The organism is Allobosea sp. P4_E12 (assembly GCF_056401655.1).
This window is the reverse complement of record NZ_JBFUIY010000011.1, coordinates 65210-88875: the sequence shown is the minus strand read 5'-3', so window position 1 is coordinate 88875 and position 23666 is coordinate 65210. Positions and strand designations below refer to the sequence as shown.

Here is a 23666-nt window from a genome sequence, read left to right as displayed (position 1 = left end):
GACAAAATCGAGGATGGTTATGGCTTGGTATTCGCAAACCTGGAGCTGGTTCGAAGGTGAATGGCATGAGGGAAATCCGGGCATCATGGGCCCGCGGACCCATGCCAGCTGGCTGGCTTCGACCGTCTTCGACGGGGCTCGCTATTTCGAGGACAAGGCGCCCGATCTCGACAAGCATGCGGCTCGCGTAAACCGCTCGGCCCATGCGCTCGGCCTGAAGGCGACGATGTCGGCTGAGGAGATCATCGCCAAGACCTATGAAGGCGCGAAGAAATTCGCCCCGGGCACGGCGCTTTATGTCAAGCCGATGTACTGGGGCGAGGCAGACGGTCTCTCGACCATCATGGCCGACCCTGAGTCGACCAAGTTCTGCCTCTGCCTCTTCGAGGCTCCGATGCCGGTGCCGTCGAACGGCTTCTCGGTGACGCAGGGCGCCTATCGCCGCCCGACGCTCGAGACCATGCCGACGGACTCGAAGGCCGGCTGCCTCTACCCCAACAATGCCCGTGTCCTGCGCGCCGCCAAGGCGGCCGGTTTCGACAACGCGCTGGTGCTCGACATGCTTGGCAATGTCGCGGAGACGGCGACGTCCAACATCTTCATGGCCAAGGACGGCGTGGTGAAGACCCCGGTCGCGAACGGCACCTTCCTGAACGGCATCACCCGCCAGCGCGTCATTTCGCTGCTGCGCCAGGACGGTATCACGGTCGAGGAGACCAGCCTGCGCTACAGCGATTTCGAGCAGGCCGACGAGATCTTCATCTCCGGCAACTACTCGAAGGTCATGCCGGTTTCCCGGATCGACAACACCGCGCTCCAGCCCGGCCCGCTGTTCCGCAAGGCGCGCGAACTCTACATGGACTTCGCGCACTCCAAGACCGCCTAGTCACTGTGGCGTGCCTCGCCACCCGGCTCACCGAGCGCTTCGGGATCGATCATCCGATCCTGTCCGCGCCGATGGCTCTGGCCGGGGGCGGGGCGTTGGCCGCCGCTGTAACGCGCGCCGGCGGGCTGGGCTTGATCGGCGGCGGTTACGGCGATGATGCCTGGCTGGACCAGCAATTCGCCGCAGCCGGCAATACCCGGACCGGCTGCGGCTTCATCACCTGGTCGCTTGCGAGGCAGCCGCATTTGCTTGGCAAGGTTCTCGAGCATCAGCCTGCGGCGCTGATGCTCTCCTTTGGCGATCCTGCACCCTTTGCGGGCGAGATCGCGGCGGCTGGCGTGCCGATGATCTGCCAGTGCCAGTCGATTGTTCATGTCCGGCAGGCGCTGCGGGCCGGCGCAGCCGTCATCGTCGCGCAGGGCGCCGAAGCCGGTGGTCACGGTCAAGCGCGCGGGACCCTGCCTTTCGTGCCGGAAGTGGCCGATCTGCTCGCACGCGAAAGCCCTGATACTTTGCTGCTGGCGGCGGGCGGCATCGCCGATGGCCGTGGACTCGCGGCGGCCCTGATGCTGGGGGCAGACGGCGTTCTGGTCGGTACGCGTTTCTGGGCGAGCCGTGAGGCCTTGGTTCACGCCAATCACCATGCGGTCGCCGTCGCCGCGACGGGGGACGAGACCGTGCGCTCGTCGCTCCCCGATATCGTCCGCCAGCTCGACTGGCCAAGACCGTTCGATATCCGGGTCAGCGCCAACGCCTTCATTGCGAAATGGGTTGGCCGGGACCATGAACTCAAGGACGTGATCGAAGCGGAGGCCCCGGCCTACAAGGCGGCTTTCATGGCCGGCGATCCGCAGGGCGCCGCAGTGATCTTCGGCGAGGCTGCCGGGTTGATTTCGGATATCCCGACGGCAGCCGAGATCGTCGAGCGCATGGTTGCGGAGGCCGCCGCGCGCATTCGCTCCGGAGCAGCCCGGCTCAGGGCCTGACGAATCTGCCGGTCAGCGCAGGAGCCGGAACAGGCCTGCCGCCTTCAACCCGCCAGCAACGATCACGAGATAGAGGCTCGCGGCCACCAGCCCGATCGCGGTGAGTGCCAGAAGGCGCGGCTCGACCGGGACATGCGCCAGTGCGGCCAGGACACCGGGCGCGAGCACACGGGCGACCAGCCCGGCAATCACACCACCTGCGAGGGTGATGACGATCAGCCCGGGAAGCTGCCGGTCCGGTTTCGTCCAGCCGCGGCGCAGCGCCAGGACGAACAAGGCACCGACATTGATCCAGGCTCCGGTTGCCGTCGCCAACGCAAGCCCGGGCGCGCCGAAATCGCGCCAGAGCAGCAGCTTGAGCGCGACATTGGCGGCGATGGCGGCAAGCGAAACCAGCATTGGCGTCGTGGTGTCGCCACGAGCCTGGAAGGCGGAGACCTGCGAGCGGATCAGCACGATGGCCGGGAGCCCGATTGCATAGGCAAACAGCACTGCGCCCGCCGCCTGGCTTGCTGCCGCATCGAAACGGCCGCGTTCGAACAGGGCCGAGACGATCAGCTCCGGGATGGCGAGGAAGGCTGCGGCGAAGGGGGCGGCCATGACCAGCGTCAGCGCCACGGCCCGGTTCTGCGCCTTGTCCGCGCCGTGGATATCGCCGGCCGCGATCAGGCGGCTCATGGTCGGCAACAGCACCGTACCCACCCCGATCGCGATCACGCCGATCGGCAGCTGGTAGAGCCGTTCGGCATAGTAGAGCGAGGCATAGGCGCCACGCGGCAGCAGGGAGGCGATGATCGTGTCGGCGAAGAGCGCGATCTGCACACCGGCGGAGCCGATGACGGCCGGGCCGAAAGCCTTGAGAAAGCTCTTCACATCGGCATCGACACGCGGGCGCGTCAGCGCCGTCGACACGCCGGCCTGCCGGGCCGCAAGCACCAGCAGCAGCCATTCGAGCAGGCCCGCGACGGCGACGCCCCAGGCGGCGGCATAGGCTGCGCTCGGAAACAGGAAGGCGATGAACAGTGCAGCGATCAGGCAGATGTTGAGCAGGACCGGCGCTGCCGCTGCGGCTGCGAAACGGTCGACGGCGTTCAGGTTCGCGGCGAGCAACGTCACCAGCGTGATGAAGAGCAGATAGGGGAAGGTGATCCTCGTCAGCGCGACCGCAAGCTCGAAGCGCTGAGGATCGTTGGCAAAGCCGGGCGCGAGCAGGCGCACGACCTCGGGCATCAGGGGCAGGGCGAGTGCGAGCAGAACGACCTGCACGATCAGGTTCAGCGTGAAGACGCGGTTGGCGAAGAGCGCCGCCGCGGCGTCTCCGGTCTGCTGCCTGATGCGCGCATAGGCCGGGATATAGGCCTGGTTGAAGGCGCCCTCGCCGAAGATCGCGCGGAAATGATTGGGCAGCCGCAACGCGACGGAAAAAGCATCCATCATCGCGCCGGCGCCGAGCACGGCGGCGAGAGCGATGTCGCGCAGGAAACCGCTCAGGCGGGAGAGCAGCGTGAAGCCGCCAACGGACAGGATCTTCCTGAACATCAGCGCATGAGGCCGGGATGTGGTTTCCGGCGTGCGGACGGCGTCATGCTCGAACTCCAGGCCTCGCTCTTGCCCCAAGGCGCGCTCGCCTGCGCCGGAACAAGCCGAATCGTCTGCACCATTCTTAGCGGATCAATGGCGGCAATGCGTCGCCGCGCGGATGATCGACGGCGCGCGCGTTGAAACCGACCCGCTCGCCGATCAGGTAGAGTGGCCGGCGCTTCACTTCCGCGAAGATGCGTCCGACATACTCGCCGATCAGCCCGAGCGAAATCAGCTGGATGCCCGAGAAGAACATGATCGACACGATCAGCGAAGGGAAGCCAGGCAGGTCGGTGCCGTAGAGCAGCGTCCGCAACAGGAAGAACAAGGCGCTGAAGGTCGAGATCAGGGCGATGATCACCCCCGTCCAGGTCGCTATCTTGAGCGGCACGGTCGAGAACGAGGACAACCCGTCGAAGGCGAAGCTGAACAACTTGCGGAAGCTGAACTTGGTGACGCCGTGCTGGCGCTCGGCGACTTCGAAGGTCACGCCGGTCGAGGGGAAGCCGACCCAGGCATAGAGACCCTTGGAAAACCGTGCCCGCTCCGGCAGGGCGCGCAATGCGTCCACAACACGGCGGTCAAGCAGGCGGAAATCGCCCGCGCCCTCCGGCAACTCCGTCTCGCCGAAACTGGCGAAGACCCGATAGAAAGCCTTGGCGAAGCCGCGTTTCAGCCGGCTCTCGCCCGAGCGGTCGGCGCGCTGGCCGTAGATGTTGAGATATCCTTCCCGCCACTTGGCGAGGAAGGTCAGGATGGTTTCCGGCGGATGCTGCAGATCGGCGTCCATGATCACCACCGCATCGCCCGAAGCATGGTCGAGCCCGGCGGCGATGGCGATCTCCTTGCCGAAATTGCGGCTGAACGACACGGCATTGATGCGCGGGTCGCTGGCGTTCAGCAGGCGCAGCACGGAGAGCGAGCCGTCGCGGCTGCCGTCATCGATGCAGATCATTTCCCAGGACGAAACCACGCCTGTCAGCACGGATTTCAGGCGCTCGACGAGAAGCGGCAGATTATCGGCCTCGTTGTGAACGGGGACGACGATGGAGAGCTCCGGCCGGGCAGGCGCGGGGCGCTGCACTGCGAGGCTGGGAGCGGGCGAAGTTTCCGACACGACTGACCTCTTGATCCGGCCAGGACGGGCCGGCCCCGCCTTCCGGCGAAGCCGGGCTCGACACGGGTGACGCGATGGGCACAGAACCGTAAAGCTGTTGTGCTCACAAGTCCTACGACGGGCCCCTTACACCATCGCGGATGAACCCTGGACAACGAAATCGATGACGATCCGTTTCGTTCTTTGTGCCGATGATTTTGCCATGACCGAAGGCGTCAGCCGTTCGATCCTGGAATTGCTTGCGCTTGGAAAGCTCTCGGCGACGGGCGCAATGACAAACCGGCCGCATTGGCAGCGCCTTGCCTCCGAACTGGGCAGCTTTTCCGGCAGGGCTGATCTCGGGCTGCATCTCAATCTGACCTGCGCTGCCCCGCTTGGGCCGATGCATCGGGTCGCGCCAGCGGGCATGTTCCCAAGGCTCGGCGATCTCGCGCGGGCGGCGGCGACCTCGGCCGCAGCCCGCGCCGAGATCGCGGGCGAGATCGGCCGTCAGCTCGAAGCCTTCGAGGACGCGCTGGGCCACGCACCGGATTTTGTCGACGGCCATCAGCACGTCCACGTGCTGCCGGGCGTCCGCGGAGCGGTGCTGCGGGCGATCCAGCGCCACTACCCGGAAGGGACGGTCTATCTGCGCGATCCGGCCGACTCGGCCCGGGCGATCCGCCAGCGCGGGGTGGCGGTAGGCAAGGCACTGGTGATCGCTGGTCTGGCCGTGGGCCTGCGCTCGCAGGCCTTGCGGCGCGGGATCCCGGTCAACCGGGGCTTCTCTGGCGTTTCGCCATTCGATTCCGAACGCGACTTCGGCGCGGATCTGCGCCATTTCCTGATCGCGCCCGGAGCGGCACATCTTGTGATGTGTCATCCCGGACATATCGATGACGAACTGGCGCGGCTCGATCCGGTGATCGCCACGCGCGCGCTCGAACACGCTGCCCTTGCCGCGTTCGTGCCTCCGCCGGGCTTCAGAATTGCGCGCTTCTCGGAGCTGTTTTGACCACAGGTCGGTGCCGGCTAAAAACTTTGCCGCGAAGCTAACCCTACGCAATCGAAAATTTACCGTGATCGCTCAGTTTGTAAGCACCGGTCCGTTCGGATCCTACCCTTGCAGCCTCCGGCGGAGATCTCGGCGCTATGGCATGGTTGAAGCGATCTGGGGCGATCGCGATGGTTGCATCGAAGCGCTCGGCTGGAACACGCGGTTCGCTCTCGCTCGGCAGCAGGATCGCTGGGGCGGCGATTGCCATCGTCGCGGCGGCCATCCTCATCCTCGTGATCGTGGCATCACGCTATAATCAGGCCCAGACCCGCGACGATCTCGAGCACAAGATCGCTGCGCTGACCAGCATGGTCACGAATGCCGCTCCGGCGCTAATTCTGTCCCGTGACACCACGACACTGGGATACATCCTCGAATCGCTGCGTCAGGACCCCGATTTCAATGCCGGCTTCGTCGCCGATGACATCGTTGCCCTGGCGAGCGCCGGCGAATCGACCGAGAGCAGGCTTTCGCTCACCCCACGCTCATTGGCGGCGGCGCTTGGGCGCGAGCCCTGGGATGCCTTGAAGGAGCGCGATACTCTTCAGCTTGAGGATAATGTCTACCTCGTCCAGCTTCGTTCGGTGCGGATTGGGCCGAACCAGAAGCAGGTCGGCTATGTCGCCGTCCGGTTCGACAAGACGCGCCTCAATGCGCGGGCCTCCTTTGAGCAGTTCGTCACGATCGGCATCGGCGTTCTGATCCTGCTCATTCTCGGACCACTGCTCTGGGTTTCCCTGTCGCGCACGATGCGGCCGCTGAAGAGCATGACCCAGGCCATCGTCAGCATCTCCGACGGCAAGCTCGATACACCGATCGACGCGGCAGACCGGAGGGACGAGATCGGCGCGATYGCGCAGGCGCTCAGCGTGCTCAAGGTCCGGTTGGGAGAGCGTGCGGCCCTCCAGGAGGCCCAGCACGTCACCGAGGCCGAACGCCGCTACCAGCAGCGCCGCGTCGACGAATCGATTGCCCTGTTCCGGGGCGAGGTTGGTGCCGCGCTGGAGGCATTCAAGAACAACGCCGAACGGATGAGCGAAGCGTCGGATGGCCTGGCGCGTGTTGCGGCAGAGTCGTCGGGACGTGCGGCCCGCGCCGCCCAGAACTCGCACGGGGCCTCGGCCAATGTCGAGAACGCCGCACAGGCCGCCGAAGAGATGGGCGCGGCCATCCGCGAGGTCGAGTTTCAGATCCGGCATGTCCGCACCGAGATCGTCGAGGCAGCCTCAGCCTCGCGCGACACCGCGGGTTCGGTACAAGCGCTGGACGAAACGGCTCGCGCGATCGGCGAGGTGGTGAATCTGATCCGGGATATCGCCGCACAGACGAATCTGCTGGCGCTCAACGCGACGATCGAGGCTGCGCGCGCCGGCGACGCTGGGCGTGGCTTCGCGGTCGTTGCGTCGGAGGTGAAGAGTCTTGCGGCGCAGACGGCGGATGCAACAGATCGGATCGTGACACAGGTTGGCGCCATCCAGGGGGCGACCGGTGAGGTCGTCGGCGCCATTTTGAACATCGCCAACCGAATGGGCGCGATCGAGAACTTCACGAACGCGGTCGCAACGTCGATCGAGCAGCAGGCGATCGCGACCGGCGAGATTGCCAGCGGCGTTGCGATGGCAAGCTCTTCAGCGCTGTCGGTGTCGAGCGATCTCAGCGTGCTCGCGGACAGCGTCGAGGAGACCGGACAATCTGCGGGGCAGGTTCGGGATGCCGCTGGCGAGGTTGCGGCCCAGGCATTGCGACTGCGCGCGACGGTCGACCAATTCCTGCACAGCGTGGCGGCCTGACCGTCACCCTACCAAGAATGCAAAACGGGGCCCGAAAGGGCCCCGTCGCATAGGGTCACGACTGCGCTGCCGTCAGGCCTTGGCGCCGTCGTAGAGTTCAGCAACGTAGTCCCAGTTCACCAGGCTCTCGAGGAAGGCCTTGAGGTAGTCGGGACGGCGGTTGCGATAGTCGATGTAGTAGGAGTGCTCCCAGACATCGACGCCGAGGATCGGCGTGCCGCCGTGAACCAGCGGGCTCTCGCCATTCGGGGTCTTGCTGATCGCGAGCTTGCCGCCCTTGACCTCGAGCCAGGCCCAGCCGGAGCCGAACTGGCCAACGCCAGCCGCAACGAAGTCTTCCTTGAACTTGTCGACGGAGCCGAACGAATCGACGACGGCTTTCTCCAGCGCGCCCGGCAGCTTGCCGCCGCCATTGGGCTTCATCCACTTCCAGAAATGGAGGTGGTTGTAGTGCTGGCCGGCATTGTTGAAGACAGCCGGGTTCTTGCCGTAGGAGCCCTTGACTATCTCTTCGAGCGATTTGCCCTCGAATTCGGTGCCCTTGATCGCGTTGTTGCCGTTGGTGACATAGGCTTGGTGGTGCTTGTCGTGGTGATATTCCAGCGTCTCCCGCGACATGAACGGCTGGAGCGCGTCATGGGCGTAGGGCAGATCGGGAAGGGTAAAGGTCATTTGGCCTCTCCTTAGGCTGTCAAATCACACTGCTGAGAATGGCTTCGTCATGAACGGCTTGGGACTTGCCAGCCCGGCGGATCAGCCGCCATTCCACGCGATAGTTAAGCCTCCCGCTTCCGGCCGGCAACCGGCTTGGCGCGCCGTGGGCCATGATATTGCGTCGGAGCAAACGGCCCGAAACATGCGGGACGGGGCACAATGAACAGGCCATTTGCAGGCATAGTTCAGTGCGAATTGTGAAACAGTCTCTTATTCAATAAGTTAGAAGATGATCGGAGAGGCGATGAAGCCGCCTGCCTCCGGTGGATACTGAGGGTACTGCGTTGATAACGATCTTCGTTCTGTTGGGCCTGGGGTTCTTTGCCGGTGGCATCGCTGCCATCGTTAATGGCTGGCCCTACCTCGTGCTCGAGCGGGGCTTCACCCTGGTCATAGCCGGCAGCGTGGCTGTCGCTGCTGGGATCATCCTGCTTGCCCTGTCGTGGGTCCTGGTGGAACTGCGCCGCGTCAGGGTGGCGATTGCCGGTGCGCTGACGGTGGCCTCAGCCGGGCCTTCCGCCGCTGACGCGGCGCGGGCATCGGTGGAGATGGATGACGATGTACGGACGATCCCGGGCGAAGCCCGGTCGACGCTTCCGGGCCTTGGCACCGTGGCAGCAGGGGCCGGGCTTGTCGCCGCCGGCGGGGCCCTGGCAGCTTCAATGCGCGGTGGCGCTGAGGATGCTCCCGCTGCCGCCCAGGACTTGCCTGAGCCTGTGATCAGCGATCTGTTCGATGAGATCACGCACCCCTCGGAGCTGCCCGCTGACCGGCGTGAGGAGGCCATTGACGCGGTCGAGGAGCCCGAAAAGGGCAGGGCGGATGCCCCCACGGCCGAACTGCATGAGCCGCATGAAACGGAAGCGGTGCTGCCCGAGCTTGCGCCGGACGTTGTCACCCCGTCGATTGCCGCTTCCTTCGTGACGCAGCATGAGGACGAAGCCGCCGGAGAGGTCGAGGACGCCGACACGGGCGCTGTGGCGGGTGACGAAGACCTGCGTTCGCCTCAAGCGCCAGCCTGGTGGCCGCAGGTCGAGAGGCCGCGCCCGGAGGAGGCCAAGCCCCCCGTGGAAGCCGATGATTTCGGCGCCTTGCGCCAGCATCTCTCGTTCGGTCCGCAGCGCCCGGAACCCGATTTCGAGCCCGAACCGGAGCCCGATCTGCCGGCGGGAGAAACATCGTTCGATCAGCGCGATCGCGAGATCGACGAGGCCGCCGCCTGGATGGCACCGGCCTTCGGCCGGCGTGAGCCGACTTTTGGCGAGCCCGAGCAAGTGGCGGATGAGCCTACGATACCGCGCTGGCCGCCGCTGACCAGCGGAGCGCCACGGCTGGAGCCGGATGTCGAGAGTGCGGATGCGCCGGAGGTCCAACCGGACACGACTGAGGCGGAATCTCGGATCGAGCCGGTCTTCGAGGAGACCGAGGCTGAGGGCGAGCCGCTGGATGAAGCCGAGGAGGCAATCTCCGGCGAAGAGACGGAAACGGTTCCCGAGCCGCCCGGCCCGGCGACCTCCGACGAGGGCGTCGTCGGAGCTTATCAGGTCGGCGACACGCATTTCACGATGTATGCTGATGGTTCCATCCAGGCTCGTACGCCCGATGGCGAGTACAAGTTCGCCTCGATGGACGAGCTCAAGACCTATCTCGCCAGCGAGAAGAGCAGGCTTGGCGGCTGATCAGCTCTTGGCGGCCGCTTGCTCCGGCCATCCCTCGCGGATCGTGTGGATGGCGAAGGCATAGGCCAGCGCCACCTCCTTCAGCGAGTCGAAGCGCCCGGCCGAGCCGCCATGGCCGGCCTCCATATTGGTGTGCAGCAGGACCGGCCCGCCGCCGGTCATGGTCGCGCGCAGTTGCGCGACCCATTTTGCCGGTTCCCAATAGGTCACACGAGGGTCGGTGAGCCCGCCCATCGCGAGCAGCGGCGGGTAAGCCTGCGCCTGGACGTTGTCATAGGGCGAATAGCTCTTGATCATGTGGAAGGCTTCGACGTCCCGGATCGGGTTCCCCCATTCCGGCCATTCCGGCGGGGTGAGCGGCAGCGTGTCGTCAAGGATCGTGTTGAGCACATCGACGAAGGGGACCTCGGCGATGATGCCGGCGAACAGCTCCGGGGCCATGTTTGCGATTGCGCCCATCAGCATGCCGCCGGCGCTGCCACCCTGCGCGACGATGCGGCCGCGTGCAGTAAAGCCGGTATCGGCCAGCATCTCGGCCGCCGCGATGAAGTCCGTGAAGGTGTTGGTCTTCTTCTCGCGCTTGCCGTCGAGATACCAGCGCCAGCCCTTGTCGGTGCCGCCGCGGATATGGGCAATGGCATAGACGAAGCCGCGATCGACCAAGCTGAGCGGATTGGTCCGGAACGAGGCCGACATGGCCGCGCCGTAGGAGCCGTAGCCATAGAGCAGACAGGGCGCTGAACCATCGAGGGCAAGGTCGGCCCGGTGCAGAAGCGAGACAGGGACCCTGGCTCCGTCCTTCGCCGTCGCGAAGACGCGTCGCACCCGATAGGCCGCCGGATCGTGGCCGGACGGAACCTCCTGGCGCTTCAGCAGCGTCCGCTCTCCCGTCGCCATGTTGTAGTCGTAGGTTTCGGCCGGGCGCGCCATCGAGGCATAGAGGAAGCGCAGCGTGTCGGTTTCGAATTCGTAGCCGGCATCGAGGCCGAGACCATAGGCCTCCTCGTCGAAGGAGATGCTGCTCTCGGCGCCGCTGGCGAGGTCGCGGATGACGATGCGCGGCAGGCCATCCTCGCGTTCGAGCCGGATGAGCCGATCCTTCAGGCAGAGATGGCTGAGGATCAGGCGGCCTGATCGGTGCGGTATCAGGTCCTGCCAATTCTCCGGCGATGGGGATGCGAGCGGGGCCGAGACGATCTTGAAGTCCTCGGCATCGGCATTGGTCAGGATCAGGAAGTCGTCGCCGTGATGCTCGACGCTGTACTGGCGGCCCGTCTCGCGCGGCGCGATCAGGACCGGCTCAGCCTGCGGTGCGGCAAGATCGACGAAGCGGGTCTCCGAGGTTTCATGATCGCTGATCGAGATCAGCAGGAAGCGGCCGGACTGGGTCTCGTCGATATCGACGAACATGCCTGCATCCTGCTCGTCATGCAGGAGTTCGTCCTCGTCCATCCCGGTGCCAAGTCGATGGCGGAAGACCTGCGACGGGCGGTGATCGGCGTCGAGACGGACATAGGCGAAGGAGCGCGAATCGGGCGCCCAGACGATGTCGCCGGTGGTGTCGGTGATCCGGTCGTCCAGATCCGCTCCGGTGGCAAGGTCGCGGACCTTGATGTCGTGGAGCTCCGAGCCCGCCTCGTCCGCACTCCAGGCAAGCAAGCTGTGATCGGGGCTGTGGGCCGCGTCGCCGAGCTCGAAGAAGTCCTTGCCCTTTGCCAGGGCGTCGGCATCGAGCAGGAGCTGCTCGCGGGCTTCGCCCTTTTCGGGCCTGATGCGCGGCTTGCGGCAGATCAGAGGATGTTCGCCGCCGCGCCGATAGCGCGAATAATAGAGGAAGGCGCCGTCCGGCTGTGGGACGGCTGCATCGTCTTCCTTGATCCGGCCGCGCATTTCCTTGACCAGATCGCGCTGCAGAGCACGCGTCGGTGCCATCAATGCTGCGCAATAGGTGTTCTCAGCTTCAAGATAGGCGCGAATATCTGCAGGCAGTTTGCCGGGGTCCCGGAGAACATCCTTCCAGTTCTCGGCCCTGAGCCAGCCATAGGCGTCGCTCAGCGCAACTCCGTGAACGGTACGGGTCTCCGGCCGCTTCTCGGCACGGGGAGGCAAGGGGAGGCGTTTGGTCACGGCAGGGCTCGCACTGTCTTAAGATGGCGTTAAGGATTGAGGGCGATGTGGGTATCGTTGCGTAGTCAACGTCGTTTGTTGCGATGTTCACGAAGGTTCGGAGTTCAAATCCGGGTAGGCATAGGACACTTGGGTACTTCGCGCGCGCAATGAACAGGTAAGGCCGGTGTGTGGCGCGAGCAAGACAACCAGACCGAGCATGATCATGGCCGCGACACAATACGGACGCTATGAACAATGTTCGTGGGTGCAGTAAGTCGGGCGTTTGAATGTATTCATGCGATCGATTATTGTCTTGCGAGAGTGTTTTCTATGCATTAAACCGTTTCCTCGTCGTCTCGCTTTTTGTGATTCTGGCTTGGGCAGCTCTTGACCAGCTGCTGGGCTGGAAGAACGAAGGCTTCAGTCGCGGGACGTTCAGGCCGATCCGACGATTTTTTTGTCCAAGAACACATAAGGAGTATTTTCGCCATGACCGACAACGACGGCTCGGATTTCATCGAGCTGACCGCGGACATCGTGTCCGCTTATGTGTCGAACAATTCTGTTCCTACGTCCGAACTGCCCGCTTTGATCAGCGATGTGCATGCCGCCCTGAGCCGCGTTGTTGGTGGTGTTGCGCCGGTTGTGCCTGCCGAGGCGCCCAAGCCGGCCATTCCGGTCAAGAAATCCATCACGGCCGACTATCTGATCTGCCTTGAGGACGGGAAGAAGTTCAAGTCGCTGAAGCGTCATCTTCGTACGCAGTACAATATGTCGCCCGAGCAGTATCGCGAAAAGTGGGGTCTGCCGCCCGACTACCCGATGGTGGCTCCCAACTACGCCGAGGCGCGCTCGCAGCTGGCGAAGAAAATGGGCTTGGGTCAGCAGCGCCGCAAGCGCCGCTGATTGCTTGTCGCGGAGGACGGCGCTGCCAATGTGGGCAGCGCTTGCGACCAAACAGTTCGTCTGGCCGCCGGGTTCCCGGCGGCCTTTTTCATGGCGCTGCCGCTTGCCGGCGTGCTCGGCGGGGATCGCGTCGTGCCTCGGCTCATCGGTCCCAGCCGTCGCCTGGGGGCGCCGACATCCCCCAGCGAAGCAAATGAGGAAGCGGCAGGAGGCGAGGCTTAACCGGCCGCGCGACAGCTTTCACTGCGCCCGCCGCATTCGGTCTTAAGCAGTCTTAGGCGACCGCCCTGCGGGCATCCGTCTTGATGCGTTCGATCATCGCGCGCACGCCGTTCGAGCGTTGCGGCGTCAGATGGGCTGCGAGCCCGAGGGATTGGTAGATCGTGAATGCGTCCGTCGCGAGGATCTCCTGGGCGGTGCGGCCCGAATAGATCGCGAGTGCCAGCGCAACGAGGCCACGTACGATATGGGCATCGCTGTCCCCCAGGAAATGCAGGCGCGTCCCTGCGCCGGGGCCGCCTTCCCTGCGTGCCGCCAGCCAGACCTGACTGGCGCAGCCGCGGACCTTGTTGTCGTCGTTATGCGCTTCTTCCGGCAGCGGGGCGAGGCTGCGGCCGAGCTCGATGAGATACCGGTAGCGGTCGTCCCACTCTTCGAGCAGCTCGAAATTGGCGATGATCTCGTCGAGGCTTGCGCTCATGTCCTGTCCGCTCGGAGCCGCGCCATGGGCGGGGCGGCAACGGCGAGCGTCTTCGGCCGACCGGCGCCCCCCGTCAAGCGCTCGCCCTTCAAGATATAGGTGCGAGTCTGCTAGCGGGTAGTGGCCAGAGGTTTCTGGTTTGCTGCACTGAGCGTGAGCGCCAGGAAGCGGGAGCGCGTTTCCGGATCGAGACCAGCCAGGATCTCTGCGGCCTCACGGGCGGCCATGGCGCCATTCGCCACTGTCCTGACATCGACCTGGCTCGCAGCCTTCGCCACGTTGCGCAGGGTATCAGCCGCGCCGCCATCTTCGGCTTTGCCGCCATGGACGGGTGAGTTGAGGGCGATGACCCCGATCACCGCCAGGCTGCGCAGAAGATAGGCCATCGCTCGTTTCCCCGGTTGCCGGCAATGCCGGCTCGCCCCTGATCCCGAAGACATCCTAGATCCGGATCTCAAAAGATCGCGTCATTTGTAAGCAATGCATTTGAATCGAAGGCGCAGCTCTATCTTCAGCTTCCGTTCACCCTGCTGCGAACATCGAAATGGATGAAATTCGTCGGCCGAACTGCTCTAACTATCTGTACAATTTGTCGAATTTCTCTCCGCGGAACAGGTTCGGCGCGTTCGGTCGGCAATCGCCTTAAACCCCGCTTAAACCCGGCTCGGCAAGGATCGGGATGTTACAGGCAAGTCGGCCTGCCGAGGTGAGCGTTGCGTTTTCCCATCACGATGACGGCGATCAGGACACAGGTAGCGGCGATGGTTCATCCATCGGTGCTGCCGAATTCCGTTGAGCGCATCCGCCACGAGCGCTTCATGCTGACGCGGCTGACGCTCGGCGCGGTGGCCCTGAGCCTGGCTCCGGCCTATCTCGCCTGGCGGGGTACGATGGGCGCGCTTGAACTGCTTGTGTTGATTGCGGTGACGCTTCCGTTGCTGGCTGTCTTCATTCTCTCGCGCAGCGGGCGGCTCGAACTCGCCCATTGCATTTCGGCCGCAGCGCTGGCGCTCCTGATCGTCGCGCTTTCCGGCATGACCGGCGGGATCGCGTCGCCACTCCTGCTGTGGCTCGCCGCCATTCCGGCGGAGGCCATGTTCTTCGGCTCGCGGGCTTATGTTGCCCGCGCCGGCGCCATCGCTGCCGGCGCCCTGGCTTCGGTCGCAATCGTGCATGCATTCGGCCTGTCCGCGGAGCCGGCTCCCTGGGTCTCCGCTGCCATGCCGCTATTGGCTGCTGCCGCAATCCTGCATGTCTCGGTGGTTGCCTTCGGCTTCCTGTGGCGGCGTGACGACGAGATGCGCGAACATCGCGCCTCCGGCGTGCGTGCGCAGCTCCTGCTCGACCATGTTGGAGACCTCGTGACCTGGCATGATGCGACCGGCGCCGTTGTCTTCGCCAATGCGGCTTCGGCCTCCTTGACGGGCGCAGAGCCGCGCGAGCTGATCGGGCGAGGGCTGCTCGAGCGTGTCCATGTCGCCGACCGCCCCCTTTTCCTCAAGGCGCTCAGCGATGCCGCGCACGGTGACGGGACAGCGAGCGCCTGCTTCCGCACGCTGTTCGTGCCGCGCCAGGACGAGCCGGGAACGCCGTCCTCTCCGGTGGCCCTCTGGCTCGAGATGCAGGCGCATCGCGTCGCGAATGCCGGGCCGCGGGACGGGGCTGCGGTCGTTTGCGTCATGCGCGACGTCACCGCGCGTCGTGCGCTCGACGAAGAGCGGGCGCGCGGCCATGCCGAGGCCGTCCGTGCGAGCGACGAGAAGGGACAGTTTCTCGCCACGGTGAGCCATGAGCTGCGCACACCGCTGAACGCGATCATCGGCTTCTCGGAAATGCTGGGAACCGACAGTTACGGCCTGCTCGATGCTGGCAAGCGCCTCGAATACGCCAATATCATTCATGCTTCCGGCCATCACCTGCTCGATGTCGTCAATACCTTGCTCGATGTCTCCAAGATCGAGAGCGGAGTCATGGCGATCGAGCAGGAGCCGCTCGATCTTGCGGAACTTGCCCAGGACGGCTGCAGGCTGATGGCGCTACGTGCCGAAGCGGAGAAGGTTGCCCTGGAACGCGTCATCGGCCCGGATCTGCCGTTGCTGCGTGGCGACCGTCGTGCGCTGAAGCAGGTCCTGCTGAATCTGCTTTCGAACGCGATCAAGTTCACGCCGGCTGGCGGCCGGGTCACGCTGGCCGTGGTGCGTGACGGCGATATGCTCGATCTTTCGGTGTCCGATACCGGCATCGGCATTGCGGCCGCGGATCTGCCACGGTTGGGCGACCCCTTCTTCCAGGCCAAGGGCTCCTATGACCGCGCCTATGAGGGCACCGGTCTCGGCCTGTCGGTGGTGCGTGGCCTCGTCGGCCTGCATGGTGGCCGCCTGACGGTGGAGAGCGCTCCAGGTGTCGGCACGCGCGTCTCGGTGAGGTTACCGGTTGGCGGCGTCGCCCAGGCCTCCGAGCCCGCAAAGATCGTTACCTTCGCCCGAGCGCCGCGCCGCGGCTTCGAAACCAAAGAACCCTATCGTCTGACTGCCTGATCGAGAGCCGACCATGTCCGTCACACTCGCAGCCCGCGCTCACTCGAACGCGACCCTGTCCGCTCCGGCGAGACGCGCCCCGCCGGCTCGCCGCAAGGCGTCCTTCCTGATGCGGATCTGGCGCGCAACCTTGCGTCGCCCGGGTCGTAGCCTGATCCTGACCCTGTTCTCGGCTGCCGCCGCGGCCATCCTGATGAACGCGCTCCTGTTTCAGAAGGCGCGTCATCCCTCGCCAATCCTCTCACAATCCACGACGGCCACCCCGTCGCCGCGCAACGCGGAGCGGCGCACCGAGCAGGCCCCTGCCGCTCCCGCTCCGGCCGCATCCGTTCCGGCGGAGCCCGCGCAATTGCCCCCTTCGCGCCCGGGCGGCTTGACGCAGGCGGCTCGTGAAGCGGCGCCGCGTCCACCGGCATCCGTCAATGCGGCCCCGCGCCCTGCGCCGGCCCAGGCGGCCGCACAGCGTGCTCCCGCCCCGGTGCGTGACCGGGATCCGATCGCCGATCTGATCAACGGTGTCGACATGCGGCCTCCGGCGGAAATCCGGGGCGTGGCTTCGGCCAAGCCGGCTTCGCCGCGCCGCACCGTGGAAAACTGAGGCAGATCGCGTACCTTCCGACGATGGCGCGTCTTACCAGCGATTTTTGGGTCTCAGCCTATTTGCGGCAGGCGGCACTCGACGGCTTCGATGCCGTCCTGCGCCGCCGCGGTGCCAGCGAGGCCGGGGCGATCTTCGTCAAACTCGACCGGCTTGACGGCACCGCCGCGCTCTACGGGCCTGCGCCGCAGGCGCTGGCGGACGAGAGCGGCGCACGCCGCTTTCAGCTGATCCTCGATTCCGACCCGCTAAGCGTTGAGGAACGGGTGGAGCGCGAACGTCGTTTCGATCCGGACCTCTGGCTCGTCGAGATCGAGAACCGGAAGGGCGATCCCAGACTGGCCCTTGCCGAGGGCTGACCCCCGGCAGCGTATACGAACGCTCAGCCGTGCTCGCGCCCGCCGCGAAGTCCGCGTCTGACCTCGTCGAGGACCGAGCGAGTTTCGGGCCTGGCGGCGCCGGAACGGGCAGGCGTTCCACTCGGGTCGAGGAGGGGCTGGTGCTGGCCCTTGCGGCTGGACAGACCCTTGCTCTCGCCGGATATCTGCATGACGAGCCGATAGGCCACCCCTGGGGTGACCGAGCGCATCAGCGCCACCAGGGCGAAAATGCGCTCCACCGAATGGGCGGCATCGTCGCCAAGCCGGATCAGGAGGCGCGTCGCGTCCTCGACGCTGACGCCGCCGGCGATCAAGGTCAGTGCCGTCAGGTCGCGCGAGTGATCGCGGGCCATTGCCTCGGCGAGACGGATGCCCGTGCCCAGCTGGCTCGAGAGCGCACCGAAGAGGCCATCGCGATCCTGTTCGGCGGTGGCGAGCCAGCCTGCAAAGGTCTCCGGCGTCGGCGCCGGGCGTCTCTCCGATGGGCTGACCGCCTCCAGCGCCGCAAGCGATTCGATTGTGGCGCGGCGTCGTTCGGCTCCGGCATGCAGGAAGAGCGGGATCAGATCTGCGCTGTTGATGTCTCGCCGCACAAGCAGGCCCGGCACATAGGCGGCATCGTCTCGCGCCCGGTCGAGCAGGAGGTCGAGCACGGGCCGGGGCAGGGGGGCGGACGGGTTGGCGAGGAGCGCCAGATCGACTGCCCGCTCGCCCCGACCCGCCAGCATCAGGCTGGCCTTGGCCGGCAGGTCGGCCCGTTCGGCAACGACAATGGCAGCTGCTGCGTCGCCATGGGCTGCAATGTCTTCGAGCTCGGAGGGCGAGATCGGGCCGCCATGGCGCATCAGCGTCGACAGAACAGCCCCACCGCGTGCCTTGAGCGCCTGCAGGACATCAGCCTGCGCATGGCGCCACCCGGCAAGCTTGCGCGCCAGGATGATGGCTGTGCCCTCATCGATGGCGGGAATCAGGGCGAGTGCCATCTCCCGAAACGCCTCCAGATCCTCGCTGGAGGGCTGGGCAGTCGACATCAGCAGATCGGCTTTCACACGCAGTGAAACCTGGCTGAGATCGAGCCCGCCGTCACGCGCGAGACGAGCGAGCTGCGCAAGATCGGCGGAGATTCGGGACGGCATACTGACAACTCGTCGGAGACTCGGGTGGTTTCCGTCAACTTATGCCCGACGCGTTAATGTGGCGTTAACCATGTCGGGGCCTGATGCGGTTTGAGGGCCTCGGCTGCCGGCGCCGGCCCGCGCCGTGCCATCCGTTCCCTGCCTCGACCGCAACCAAGGCGCCAACCAAGGAGGCGCATCATGGCCGTCGTCATTCCTTTCGCGCCGCGTCGGCGCAGGGTTGCTGGCCTGCTCCCGGCCATTCCCCGGGAAGCCGGAACGATCCTGTTCTTCACCGGTGTTCGCTACGAGCGCCCGCCGGAGCCGCGCGCTTCCGGCAGGCCGGAGCGCAAGCCGAGCACCCGGTCCCGTGCCAAGTCCGCTCCGAAGAGTGTCAGGCAGCCGGCGTGATGCTCCTGTTGCGGCGTATGCGTTCCGGTGCGGGCAGGGGGAGCCTGCAATGGGCTCTGGCGGTGGCCCTGTCGGCAGCGGGCTGTGCGCCGGGCAGCGGCGACTTCGGCCGCCCGCGTCCCGGTATCTGGAACGATACCATTGCGCCAAGCATCGGCCTCGGCTCCGCAATCGCACGTGGCGAGGCCGTATCGTATTTCCATATGACAGACGACGAGGAGCAGTTGCGCGATCGCGCCTGGCGCTTCGTCATGCCGGCACATGAACGCAATGTCTTCGAGCGCCAGGTCTCCGATCTGGCCTATGCCCGAATCCTGCCGGCAGCCGCTCAGTCCAGCAACATCTCCGATTATCATCGGTCGCTGATATCCGGCTCCTTTCGGTCGCAGGCCTCGCGCTACAATCGGCTGGCCGAGGATGCCCACGCCGACCGCCTGCTGATCGGGCCGTTCCGGGGCAATGCAGCCAGGGTGGTAGCGGCAGACCGGATCCGGATGAAGACGCTGGAGGCATCGCCTCTCGTGCCGCCCGATCAGAACGATCCGGCCCTGGCGCGCGTGATCGAGAATGAAGGCCTGATTCTCTGGGTCTGCGAGCGTGTCGCCTTCCGGCTGGAAAGCTACCGCTATGCGCTGGCCAATCTCGTCGTCGAGATGCCGGCGCGCGACGCGGTCAGGGCCGAACGCAGCATCATGGCGCTCGAGGCCGAGGCCGGGCCCCTCTGCAAGTTGCCGCTGATCGGCACCTTCCGGAGTGACGAGCCGTCCAGGCCGGTGGTCTACAAGGGCTGATCAATCCGCCAGGCCGCAGGCGACGCCTTTGGCCATCGCCTCGGCATCGGGCCGGTCGGAAGGCAGCTTCGCCAGGACACGCGCGACGATCAGGCCTTGCTCCGTGTCGGACACGACACGCAGTTCGCGGGTGGTCTCTCCCTCCTCGTCGCGTGCCAATCGCTCGTCGAGCTGTTCGCTGGTCATCACCACGAATTCCAGAACCCCGCGGATCGCGGCCCGGTCCGTGATGGCGTAGCCGACACCGCCGCCACGCCGGTGCAGCGATAGTCCCAGCGGCAGTGATCCGACGCGAGCCACCACCCGCATCGGGCCGGCACTCAGATCATAGCTGCAAACGGCGGTCACCAGGGCAGGGTCGGCATCACGCGGGGCCGGCAGGCCTGCGGTCTGCGCCGATACCAGTTCGGCCTGCCCCCCGGCGCCCAAGGCCGCATAAGCCGTTGCCGCATCGCGCTCCGACAAGAGCGGGATCAGCAGCACGATCACGATATGGACGATTCCGGCCAGCACCAGCCCGGCCAGCGTCGCCAGTGCGAAGCGGCGGATCGCGGTCGTGATGCGCAGACGCCAATTCATCGCCCGCTTTGCCTTCGCGACGACCGGACCGGAAACACCGTGGGAGGGCTCGAAACTTGTCATCGGCAATCGATCCGGCCGATGCGGGGAAGGGACTCGGGGCGCAGTTCGCTGGCATGTCCAGAGATCGGGGTATCATAGAGCCTCAGCCGAAACTGGAACCGCCCGCGAATGGGCAATGGCAGCCAGTTCCCCGCCTCCGGCGTCGTCCCGGCAACCACCCGGACACCGGCGCTCTCGTCGCGCACGATCTCGGCATCGGTGAATCCGCTGCGTTCGAGCGGCAGGTGAAAGGCGTGGCCATCGGCGTCCGTGACGTTCAGTGTCCAGCCTCGCGTCGTCGGCGTCGTTCCGGTGACGAGATAGCGGCAGCGCCCGTCGAGCACCTGGCCGCTCTCGTCGCGTTCGGCGATGAACTCGAGCCCTTCGCCGGAGCCAAGGGGCAGATGCACGCCGCGGGCCAGATAGGCCCGCATATAGGGATCGACATCACGCCCGCCGCTGCGCGGCCAGGCGGTCCATGAACCGACCTGCAGCCGTCCGAGCGGAGGGCGCTCCGCGACGGCATAATGCGCCGAGGCGAGCCCGAGCCCGGCACCGAGTGCGATGATGTAGGAGAGCGTTAGGAGGCGCACGGCTAAGCCTGTTCAGCGGATGCGGCTTGCGCCACCCGGTGGCGTCAGGTCCTGGATGCCGGCCTGGGCCGTCCGTCCTGCCGCCCGCACCGGCTCGATCGTGCGGAACATCGCGCCGACCGCCGAGAGAACCTCGAAGGACTGGCGCGGCATATGTCCTGCGCCGGCGCCCAGCGCTGCGGCATCGGCTGCCGGAGCATTGGCCTTGGCGAGTGCTGCGACCTTCGGGTCGGTCACAGGCGTGACACCCGGGATCGGTTTCAGCTCCAGCCCCTGATGGGCGAACTGCATGATCTCCTTCCAGGTCATTGCCGGCAGGGAACCACCCGTCATATTCGCCGTCTCCGACGAGTCGTCGTTGCCGAACCACACCGCGCCGACCAGATTGCCGGAATAGCCGACATACCAGGCGTCCTTGTAGCCATTGGTGGTGCCCGTCTTGCCGGCCGTCACGACGCCGTCGAGCGCGGCGCGACGCCCGGTGCCTTCGGTCGGAACCTTGGACAGCATGAAGTTCATGTCCTGCGCGACCTGGACGCTCAGCACGCGCTTGCCGGTGCCGTCGTCGCGATCATGCCGGTAGATCAGCTCGCCCTGCGAATTATGGATATCGATCGCGGCATAGGGCTTGGCCCGCAGCCCGCCATTGGCGAACACGGAATAGCCTGCGGCCATATCCATGACCGTGACTTCGGCTGCGCCGATGGGCAGCGAGACCGTGTCGGTCAGCGGCGTGGTCAAGCCCATGGCGTGCGCCGTCTCGATGATCTTCATCCGGCCGATGCGTGCCGCGCGCGCCTCGTGGGTCTCGCCGGTGGCGCGGCCGATCGCGATCGACATCTGCACCGGGATCGTGTTGATCGACTTCGCCAGCGCCACCGTCAACGGCATCGACCCGGCATAGGAGCGTCCGTAATTGTTCGGGCACCAGTTGCCGATGCAGACCGGGCGGTCGGTCACGATCGTGTTAGGACGATAGAGCCCCGCGGAGAGTGCTGCCGCATAGACGAACGGCTTGAACGAAGAGCCGGGCTGCCTTGCGGCCGTCGCGCGGTTGAACTGGCTCGCACCATAGTCGCGCCCCCCGACGATCGCGCGCACGGCGCCGTCAGGGTCCATCACCACGGTCGCCGCCTGCTTCGCATGATAGGCCGGGCCGTGTTGGCGCAGGACCGTCTCGATCGCGTGGTCGGCGCGATCCTGGATCGCCGGATCATGCGGCGTCTTGACGGTCAGGACCCGGTCCGGGCCGATCTTGCCCTCATCAGCCAGCTTGCGAACCTCTTCGAAGGCCCAGTCGAGATAGTAATCGGGGCTGACGTCGCGCTTACGGTCGACCGGGGTCGCCGGGTTGCGCTTCGCGCTGTCGATCTGGCCTGCGGTCATGAACCCGGCATCGACCATCGCGTTCAGCACGTCATTGGCGCGGGCGCGGGCTGCCGGCAGATTGACATGCGGCGCATATTTGGTCGGCGCCTTGAACAGTCCTGCCAGCATGGCGGCCTCGGCCACGCTGACATCCTTCACGGATTTGCCGAAATAATATTCTGACGCAGCCGCCACGCCGAAGGTGCCGCCGCCCATATAGGCGCGGTCGAGATAGAGCTTGAGGATCTCGTTCTTGGTCAGCCTGTATTCGAGCCACAGAGCCAGGAACGCTTCCTTGATCTTGCGGTCGAGCGAGCGCTCATTGCTCAGGAAGAGGTTCTTGGCGAGCTGTTGGGTCAGCGACGAGCCGCCCTGCACCACGCCCGAGGCGCGCGCGTTCACGGTGATCGCGCGAAAGGTGCCGAAGATGTCGATGCCGAAATGGTCGTAGAAGCGCCGGTCCTCGGTTGCCAGGACGGCCTTGATGAGATGGTCCGGCAGTTCCTCGAGCTTCAGCGAATCGTCATGGCGCGCGCCGCGATGACCGAGCTCGGAGCCGTATCGGTCCAGGAAGGTCACCGCGAAGACTTGATGCTTGAGCGCCTCCTCGCGGCCTTCGTGGAAGGCCGGGATTGCGAGCATGAGCATGACGAGAGCGCCGGCGATCCCGACATTCAGGCCCTCGCTGGCGAACTCCGCTGCGAGCCGCTTGCCGCCGGAGACGGTCAGCCGGTCGGCATAGCTGCGCAAACGTTCATAGGCTTCGCCCGCGCGACGGCCCGCGCCCCAGAGCGTGTCGTCGATCCATGAATCGACGGCAAGCGCGAAGCGCTTGAGACGGGTCGTCCAGTTTGCCTTCCTGAACTCCATCGCCGCCCGGGCCACCCTGACGAAAAACTGCGGTTATCTCCTGCCGCGACCGGATGGTGTTGGCAACCCAAAGTGCCCCTTGGTAGGGACATAGGATCGACCTTCGCGCGCGTGAAGGCCAGTGTCATCCTTTAAGCAGATGAACAGCAGGTTTCGCGCCAGACGATCCGTGCCATTGCGAAACAGTCCGCCCGGATCGACGTGCAGCTGGGATGCGCGGCATCGCGGCGCTTCCCACGAACCCCACGAGGGCGCATAAGCGCCTTCATGACGGACGCACCCATCCGGCCAGAGCCATTCTGGCTTAGCAAGACGCTCGACGAGATGACCATGCAGGAGTGGGAATCGCTCTGTGACGGCTGTGGGCGCTGCTGCCTGGTGAAGCTCGAGGACGACGATACCGGCCGCATCCACGCGACCGATATTGGCTGCCGATTGTTCGATGCCGGGACATGCCGCTGCAAGGATTACTCCCATCGCTCGACGCTCGTTCCCGATTGCGTGACGCTGACCCCGGAAGACGTTCGCACGCTGCCGTGGTTGCCGCCGACCTGCGCCTATCGGCTGGTCGGGGAGGGGCGTGACCTGCCCTGGTGGCATCCGCTGGTGTCTGGCGACCCCGAGACGGTCGTCACGGCCGGCGTCTCCGTGCGCGGCCGGGTCTTCGCCAGTGAAGATGACGTCGATGAGGACGACCTGCCCGAACGTATCGTCAATTGGCCGCTGCGTTGGCCGCGTGCGGCGCGCAACCCTTTGCGTGGCTGAGGAGCGTCGCAGATCTGCAGCAATCCTGCTGCAGCCTCGCTCATTGATTGTTCATCCGCTTTTCGGCATGACCTCGCCCGTCCCTGCCGCCCGGCTGTCTCTGCCGGCGGCGC

Annotated in this window: 22 protein-coding genes; 12 read left to right on the top strand and 10 right to left on the bottom strand. The window is 65.6% G+C overall.

The window, feature by feature from the left end; genetic code table 11:
• Positions 1–19: 19 nt before the first annotated feature.
• Together AC1DW9_RS16010 and AC1DW9_RS16005 are read left to right on the top strand one after the other, a co-directional pair.
• Complete coding sequence (locus AC1DW9_RS16010; protein ID WP_441488977.1) at positions 20–886, top strand: branched-chain amino acid aminotransferase; 867 nt, start codon at positions 20–22, stop codon at positions 884–886.
• A gap of 5 nt (positions 887–891) precedes the next feature.
• A complete protein-coding gene (locus AC1DW9_RS16005; protein WP_441488978.1) occupies positions 892–1872 on the top strand; it encodes an NAD(P)H-dependent flavin oxidoreductase in 981 nt (326 codons plus the stop codon).
• Between the two features lie 12 nt (positions 1873–1884).
• Here AC1DW9_RS16005 and murJ read toward each other — a convergent pair whose 3' ends face one another.
• Both murJ and AC1DW9_RS15995 read right to left on the bottom strand, forming a co-directional pair.
• Complete coding sequence (gene murJ, locus AC1DW9_RS16000) at positions 1885–3411, bottom strand: murein biosynthesis integral membrane protein MurJ (RefSeq protein WP_441489227.1); 1527 nt, start codon at positions 3409–3411, stop codon at positions 1885–1887.
• A gap of 124 nt (positions 3412–3535) precedes the next feature.
• Positions 3536–4570, bottom strand: a complete 1035-nt coding sequence (locus tag AC1DW9_RS15995) for a glycosyltransferase family 2 protein (RefSeq protein WP_441488979.1) — start codon at positions 4568–4570, stop codon at positions 3536–3538.
• Between the two features lie 163 nt (positions 4571–4733).
• On the opposite strand from AC1DW9_RS15995, the gene AC1DW9_RS15990 reads away from it, so the two are divergent.
• Both AC1DW9_RS15990 and AC1DW9_RS15985 read left to right on the top strand, forming a co-directional pair.
• Positions 4734–5564, top strand: a complete 831-nt coding sequence (locus AC1DW9_RS15990) for a ChbG/HpnK family deacetylase (RefSeq protein WP_476769676.1) — start codon at positions 4734–4736, stop codon at positions 5562–5564.
• Between the two features lie 170 nt (positions 5565–5734).
• Complete coding sequence (locus tag AC1DW9_RS15985; protein WP_441506497.1) at positions 5735–7396, top strand: methyl-accepting chemotaxis protein; 1662 nt, start codon at positions 5735–5737, stop codon at positions 7394–7396.
• A 72-nt stretch (positions 7397–7468) separates the two neighbouring features.
• Here the strand turns inward: AC1DW9_RS15985 and AC1DW9_RS15980 are convergent, their stop codons facing one another.
• Positions 7469–8068 carry a superoxide dismutase gene (locus AC1DW9_RS15980; protein WP_069877416.1) on the bottom strand — a complete coding sequence of 200 codons (600 nt, stop codon included), beginning with the start codon at positions 8066–8068 and terminating at the stop codon, positions 7469–7471.
• Positions 8069–8394: 326 nt separating this feature from the next.
• Between AC1DW9_RS15980 and AC1DW9_RS15975 the strand changes: the two genes are divergently transcribed.
• Complete coding sequence (locus AC1DW9_RS15975) at positions 8395–9789, top strand: hypothetical protein (RefSeq protein WP_441506498.1); 1395 nt, start codon at positions 8395–8397, stop codon at positions 9787–9789.
• Here the strand turns inward: AC1DW9_RS15975 and AC1DW9_RS15970 are convergent, their stop codons facing one another.
• The gene (locus tag AC1DW9_RS15970; protein WP_441506499.1) at positions 9790–11916 is read right to left on the bottom strand and encodes a S9 family peptidase; all 2127 of its coding nucleotides are present in this window, start codon (positions 11914–11916) and stop codon (positions 9790–9792) included. It abuts the gene before it with no gap.
• 471 nt (positions 11917–12387) lie between these two features.
• Between AC1DW9_RS15970 and AC1DW9_RS15965 the strand changes: the two genes are divergently transcribed.
• Complete coding sequence (locus AC1DW9_RS15965; RefSeq protein WP_043233741.1) at positions 12388–12804, top strand: Ros/MucR family transcriptional regulator; 417 nt, start codon at positions 12388–12390, stop codon at positions 12802–12804.
• 274 nt (positions 12805–13078) lie between these two features.
• Here the strand turns inward: AC1DW9_RS15965 and AC1DW9_RS15960 are convergent, their stop codons facing one another.
• Positions 13079–13504, bottom strand: a complete 426-nt coding sequence (locus AC1DW9_RS15960) for a SufE family protein (RefSeq protein WP_441506500.1) — start codon at positions 13502–13504, stop codon at positions 13079–13081.
• 110 nt (positions 13505–13614) lie between these two features.
• Positions 13615–13890 carry a hypothetical protein gene (locus tag AC1DW9_RS15955; protein WP_441488986.1) on the bottom strand — a complete coding sequence of 92 codons (276 nt, stop codon included), beginning with the start codon at positions 13888–13890 and terminating at the stop codon, positions 13615–13617.
• A 327-nt stretch (positions 13891–14217) separates the two neighbouring features.
• Here AC1DW9_RS15955 and AC1DW9_RS15950 point away from each other — a divergent pair, with 327 nt between their 5' ends.
• From AC1DW9_RS15950 to AC1DW9_RS15940, 3 genes are read left to right on the top strand one after another with little or no spacing between them, the layout of a single operon-like run.
• The gene (locus tag AC1DW9_RS15950) at positions 14218–16041 is read left to right on the top strand and encodes a PAS domain-containing sensor histidine kinase (protein WP_441506501.1); all 1824 of its coding nucleotides are present in this window, start codon (positions 14218–14220) and stop codon (positions 16039–16041) included.
• Between the two features lie 13 nt (positions 16042–16054).
• Positions 16055–16639 (top strand): hypothetical protein, encoded by a 585-nt coding sequence (locus tag AC1DW9_RS15945; RefSeq protein WP_441506502.1) that lies wholly within the window; start codon positions 16055–16057, stop codon positions 16637–16639.
• Between the two features lie 23 nt (positions 16640–16662).
• A complete protein-coding gene (locus AC1DW9_RS15940; RefSeq protein ID WP_069877409.1) occupies positions 16663–16998 on the top strand; it encodes a DUF1491 family protein in 336 nt (111 codons plus the stop codon).
• Positions 16999–17021: 23 nt separating this feature from the next.
• On the opposite strand, the gene AC1DW9_RS15935 is transcribed toward AC1DW9_RS15940, so the two are convergent.
• A complete protein-coding gene (locus AC1DW9_RS15935) occupies positions 17022–18155 on the bottom strand; it encodes a DUF2336 domain-containing protein (protein ID WP_441506503.1) in 1134 nt (377 codons plus the stop codon).
• Between the two features lie 180 nt (positions 18156–18335).
• Here AC1DW9_RS15935 and AC1DW9_RS15930 point away from each other — a divergent pair, with 180 nt between their 5' ends.
• A complete protein-coding gene (locus AC1DW9_RS15930; protein ID WP_441506504.1) occupies positions 18336–18545 on the top strand; it encodes a hypothetical protein in 210 nt (69 codons plus the stop codon).
• Positions 18542–19336 (top strand): hypothetical protein, encoded by a 795-nt coding sequence (locus AC1DW9_RS15925; protein ID WP_441506505.1) that lies wholly within the window; start codon positions 18542–18544, stop codon positions 19334–19336. The genes AC1DW9_RS15930 and AC1DW9_RS15925 overlap by 4 nt, the downstream gene beginning before the upstream one ends.
• Here the strand turns inward: AC1DW9_RS15925 and AC1DW9_RS15920 are convergent, their stop codons facing one another.
• The 3 genes from AC1DW9_RS15920 to AC1DW9_RS15910 are packed head-to-tail and all read right to left on the bottom strand — an operon-like array spanning position 19337 to position 22788.
• On the bottom strand, positions 19337–19978 hold the full coding sequence (locus AC1DW9_RS15920; RefSeq protein ID WP_441506506.1) for a DUF1254 domain-containing protein: 642 nt from the start codon (positions 19976–19978) through the stop codon (positions 19337–19339).
• Positions 19975–20550: a DUF1214 domain-containing protein gene (locus tag AC1DW9_RS15915; RefSeq protein WP_441506507.1), complete on the bottom strand. Its 576-nt coding sequence runs from the start codon at positions 20548–20550 to the stop codon at positions 19975–19977. Before AC1DW9_RS15915 ends, AC1DW9_RS15920 begins: the two co-directional genes overlap by 4 nt.
• Positions 20551–20562: 12 nt before the next feature.
• The gene (locus AC1DW9_RS15910; RefSeq protein ID WP_441506508.1) at positions 20563–22788 is read right to left on the bottom strand and encodes a transglycosylase domain-containing protein; all 2226 of its coding nucleotides are present in this window, start codon (positions 22786–22788) and stop codon (positions 20563–20565) included.
• A gap of 267 nt (positions 22789–23055) precedes the next feature.
• On the opposite strand from AC1DW9_RS15910, the gene AC1DW9_RS15905 reads away from it, so the two are divergent.
• Positions 23056–23553, top strand: coding sequence for a YcgN family cysteine cluster protein (locus tag AC1DW9_RS15905; protein WP_441506509.1), 498 nt, complete (start codon positions 23056–23058; stop codon positions 23551–23553).
• Positions 23554–23666: the final 113 nt, after the last annotated feature.

What these genes read in the sequence shown, in the direction of transcription:
- AC1DW9_RS16010 (WP_441488977.1), top strand. Translation starts at nt 20, where the DNA reads ATGGCTTGGTATTCGCAAACCTGGAGCTGGTTCGAAGGTGAATGGCAT.
- murJ (WP_441489227.1), bottom strand. Translation starts at nt 3,411, where the DNA reads ATGTTCAGGAAGATCCTGTCCGTTGGCGGCTTCACGCTGCTCTCCCGC.
- AC1DW9_RS15990 (WP_476769676.1), top strand. Translation starts at nt 4,734, where the DNA reads ATGACGATCCGTTTCGTTCTTTGTGCCGATGATTTTGCCATGACCGAA.
- AC1DW9_RS15980 (WP_069877416.1), bottom strand. Translation starts at nt 8,068, where the DNA reads ATGACCTTTACCCTTCCCGATCTGCCCTACGCCCATGACGCGCTCCAG.
- AC1DW9_RS15965 (WP_043233741.1), top strand. Translation starts at nt 12,388, where the DNA reads ATGACCGACAACGACGGCTCGGATTTCATCGAGCTGACCGCGGACATC.
- AC1DW9_RS15960 (WP_441506500.1), bottom strand. Translation starts at nt 13,504, where the DNA reads ATGAGCGCAAGCCTCGACGAGATCATCGCCAATTTCGAGCTGCTCGAA.
- AC1DW9_RS15955 (WP_441488986.1), bottom strand. Translation starts at nt 13,890, where the DNA reads ATGGCCTATCTTCTGCGCAGCCTGGCGGTGATCGGGGTCATCGCCCTC.
- AC1DW9_RS15945 (WP_441506502.1), top strand. Translation starts at nt 16,055, where the DNA reads ATGTCCGTCACACTCGCAGCCCGCGCTCACTCGAACGCGACCCTGTCC.
- AC1DW9_RS15940 (WP_069877409.1), top strand. Translation starts at nt 16,663, where the DNA reads ATGGCGCGTCTTACCAGCGATTTTTGGGTCTCAGCCTATTTGCGGCAG.
- AC1DW9_RS15935 (WP_441506503.1), bottom strand. Translation starts at nt 18,155, where the DNA reads ATGCCGTCCCGAATCTCCGCCGATCTTGCGCAGCTCGCTCGTCTCGCG.
- AC1DW9_RS15930 (WP_441506504.1), top strand. Translation starts at nt 18,336, where the DNA reads ATGGCCGTCGTCATTCCTTTCGCGCCGCGTCGGCGCAGGGTTGCTGGC.
- AC1DW9_RS15920 (WP_441506506.1), bottom strand. Translation starts at nt 19,978, where the DNA reads ATGACAAGTTTCGAGCCCTCCCACGGTGTTTCCGGTCCGGTCGTCGCG.
- AC1DW9_RS15910 (WP_441506508.1), bottom strand. Translation starts at nt 22,788, where the DNA reads ATGGAGTTCAGGAAGGCAAACTGGACGACCCGTCTCAAGCGCTTCGCG.
- AC1DW9_RS15905 (WP_441506509.1), top strand. Translation starts at nt 23,056, where the DNA reads ATGACGGACGCACCCATCCGGCCAGAGCCATTCTGGCTTAGCAAGACG.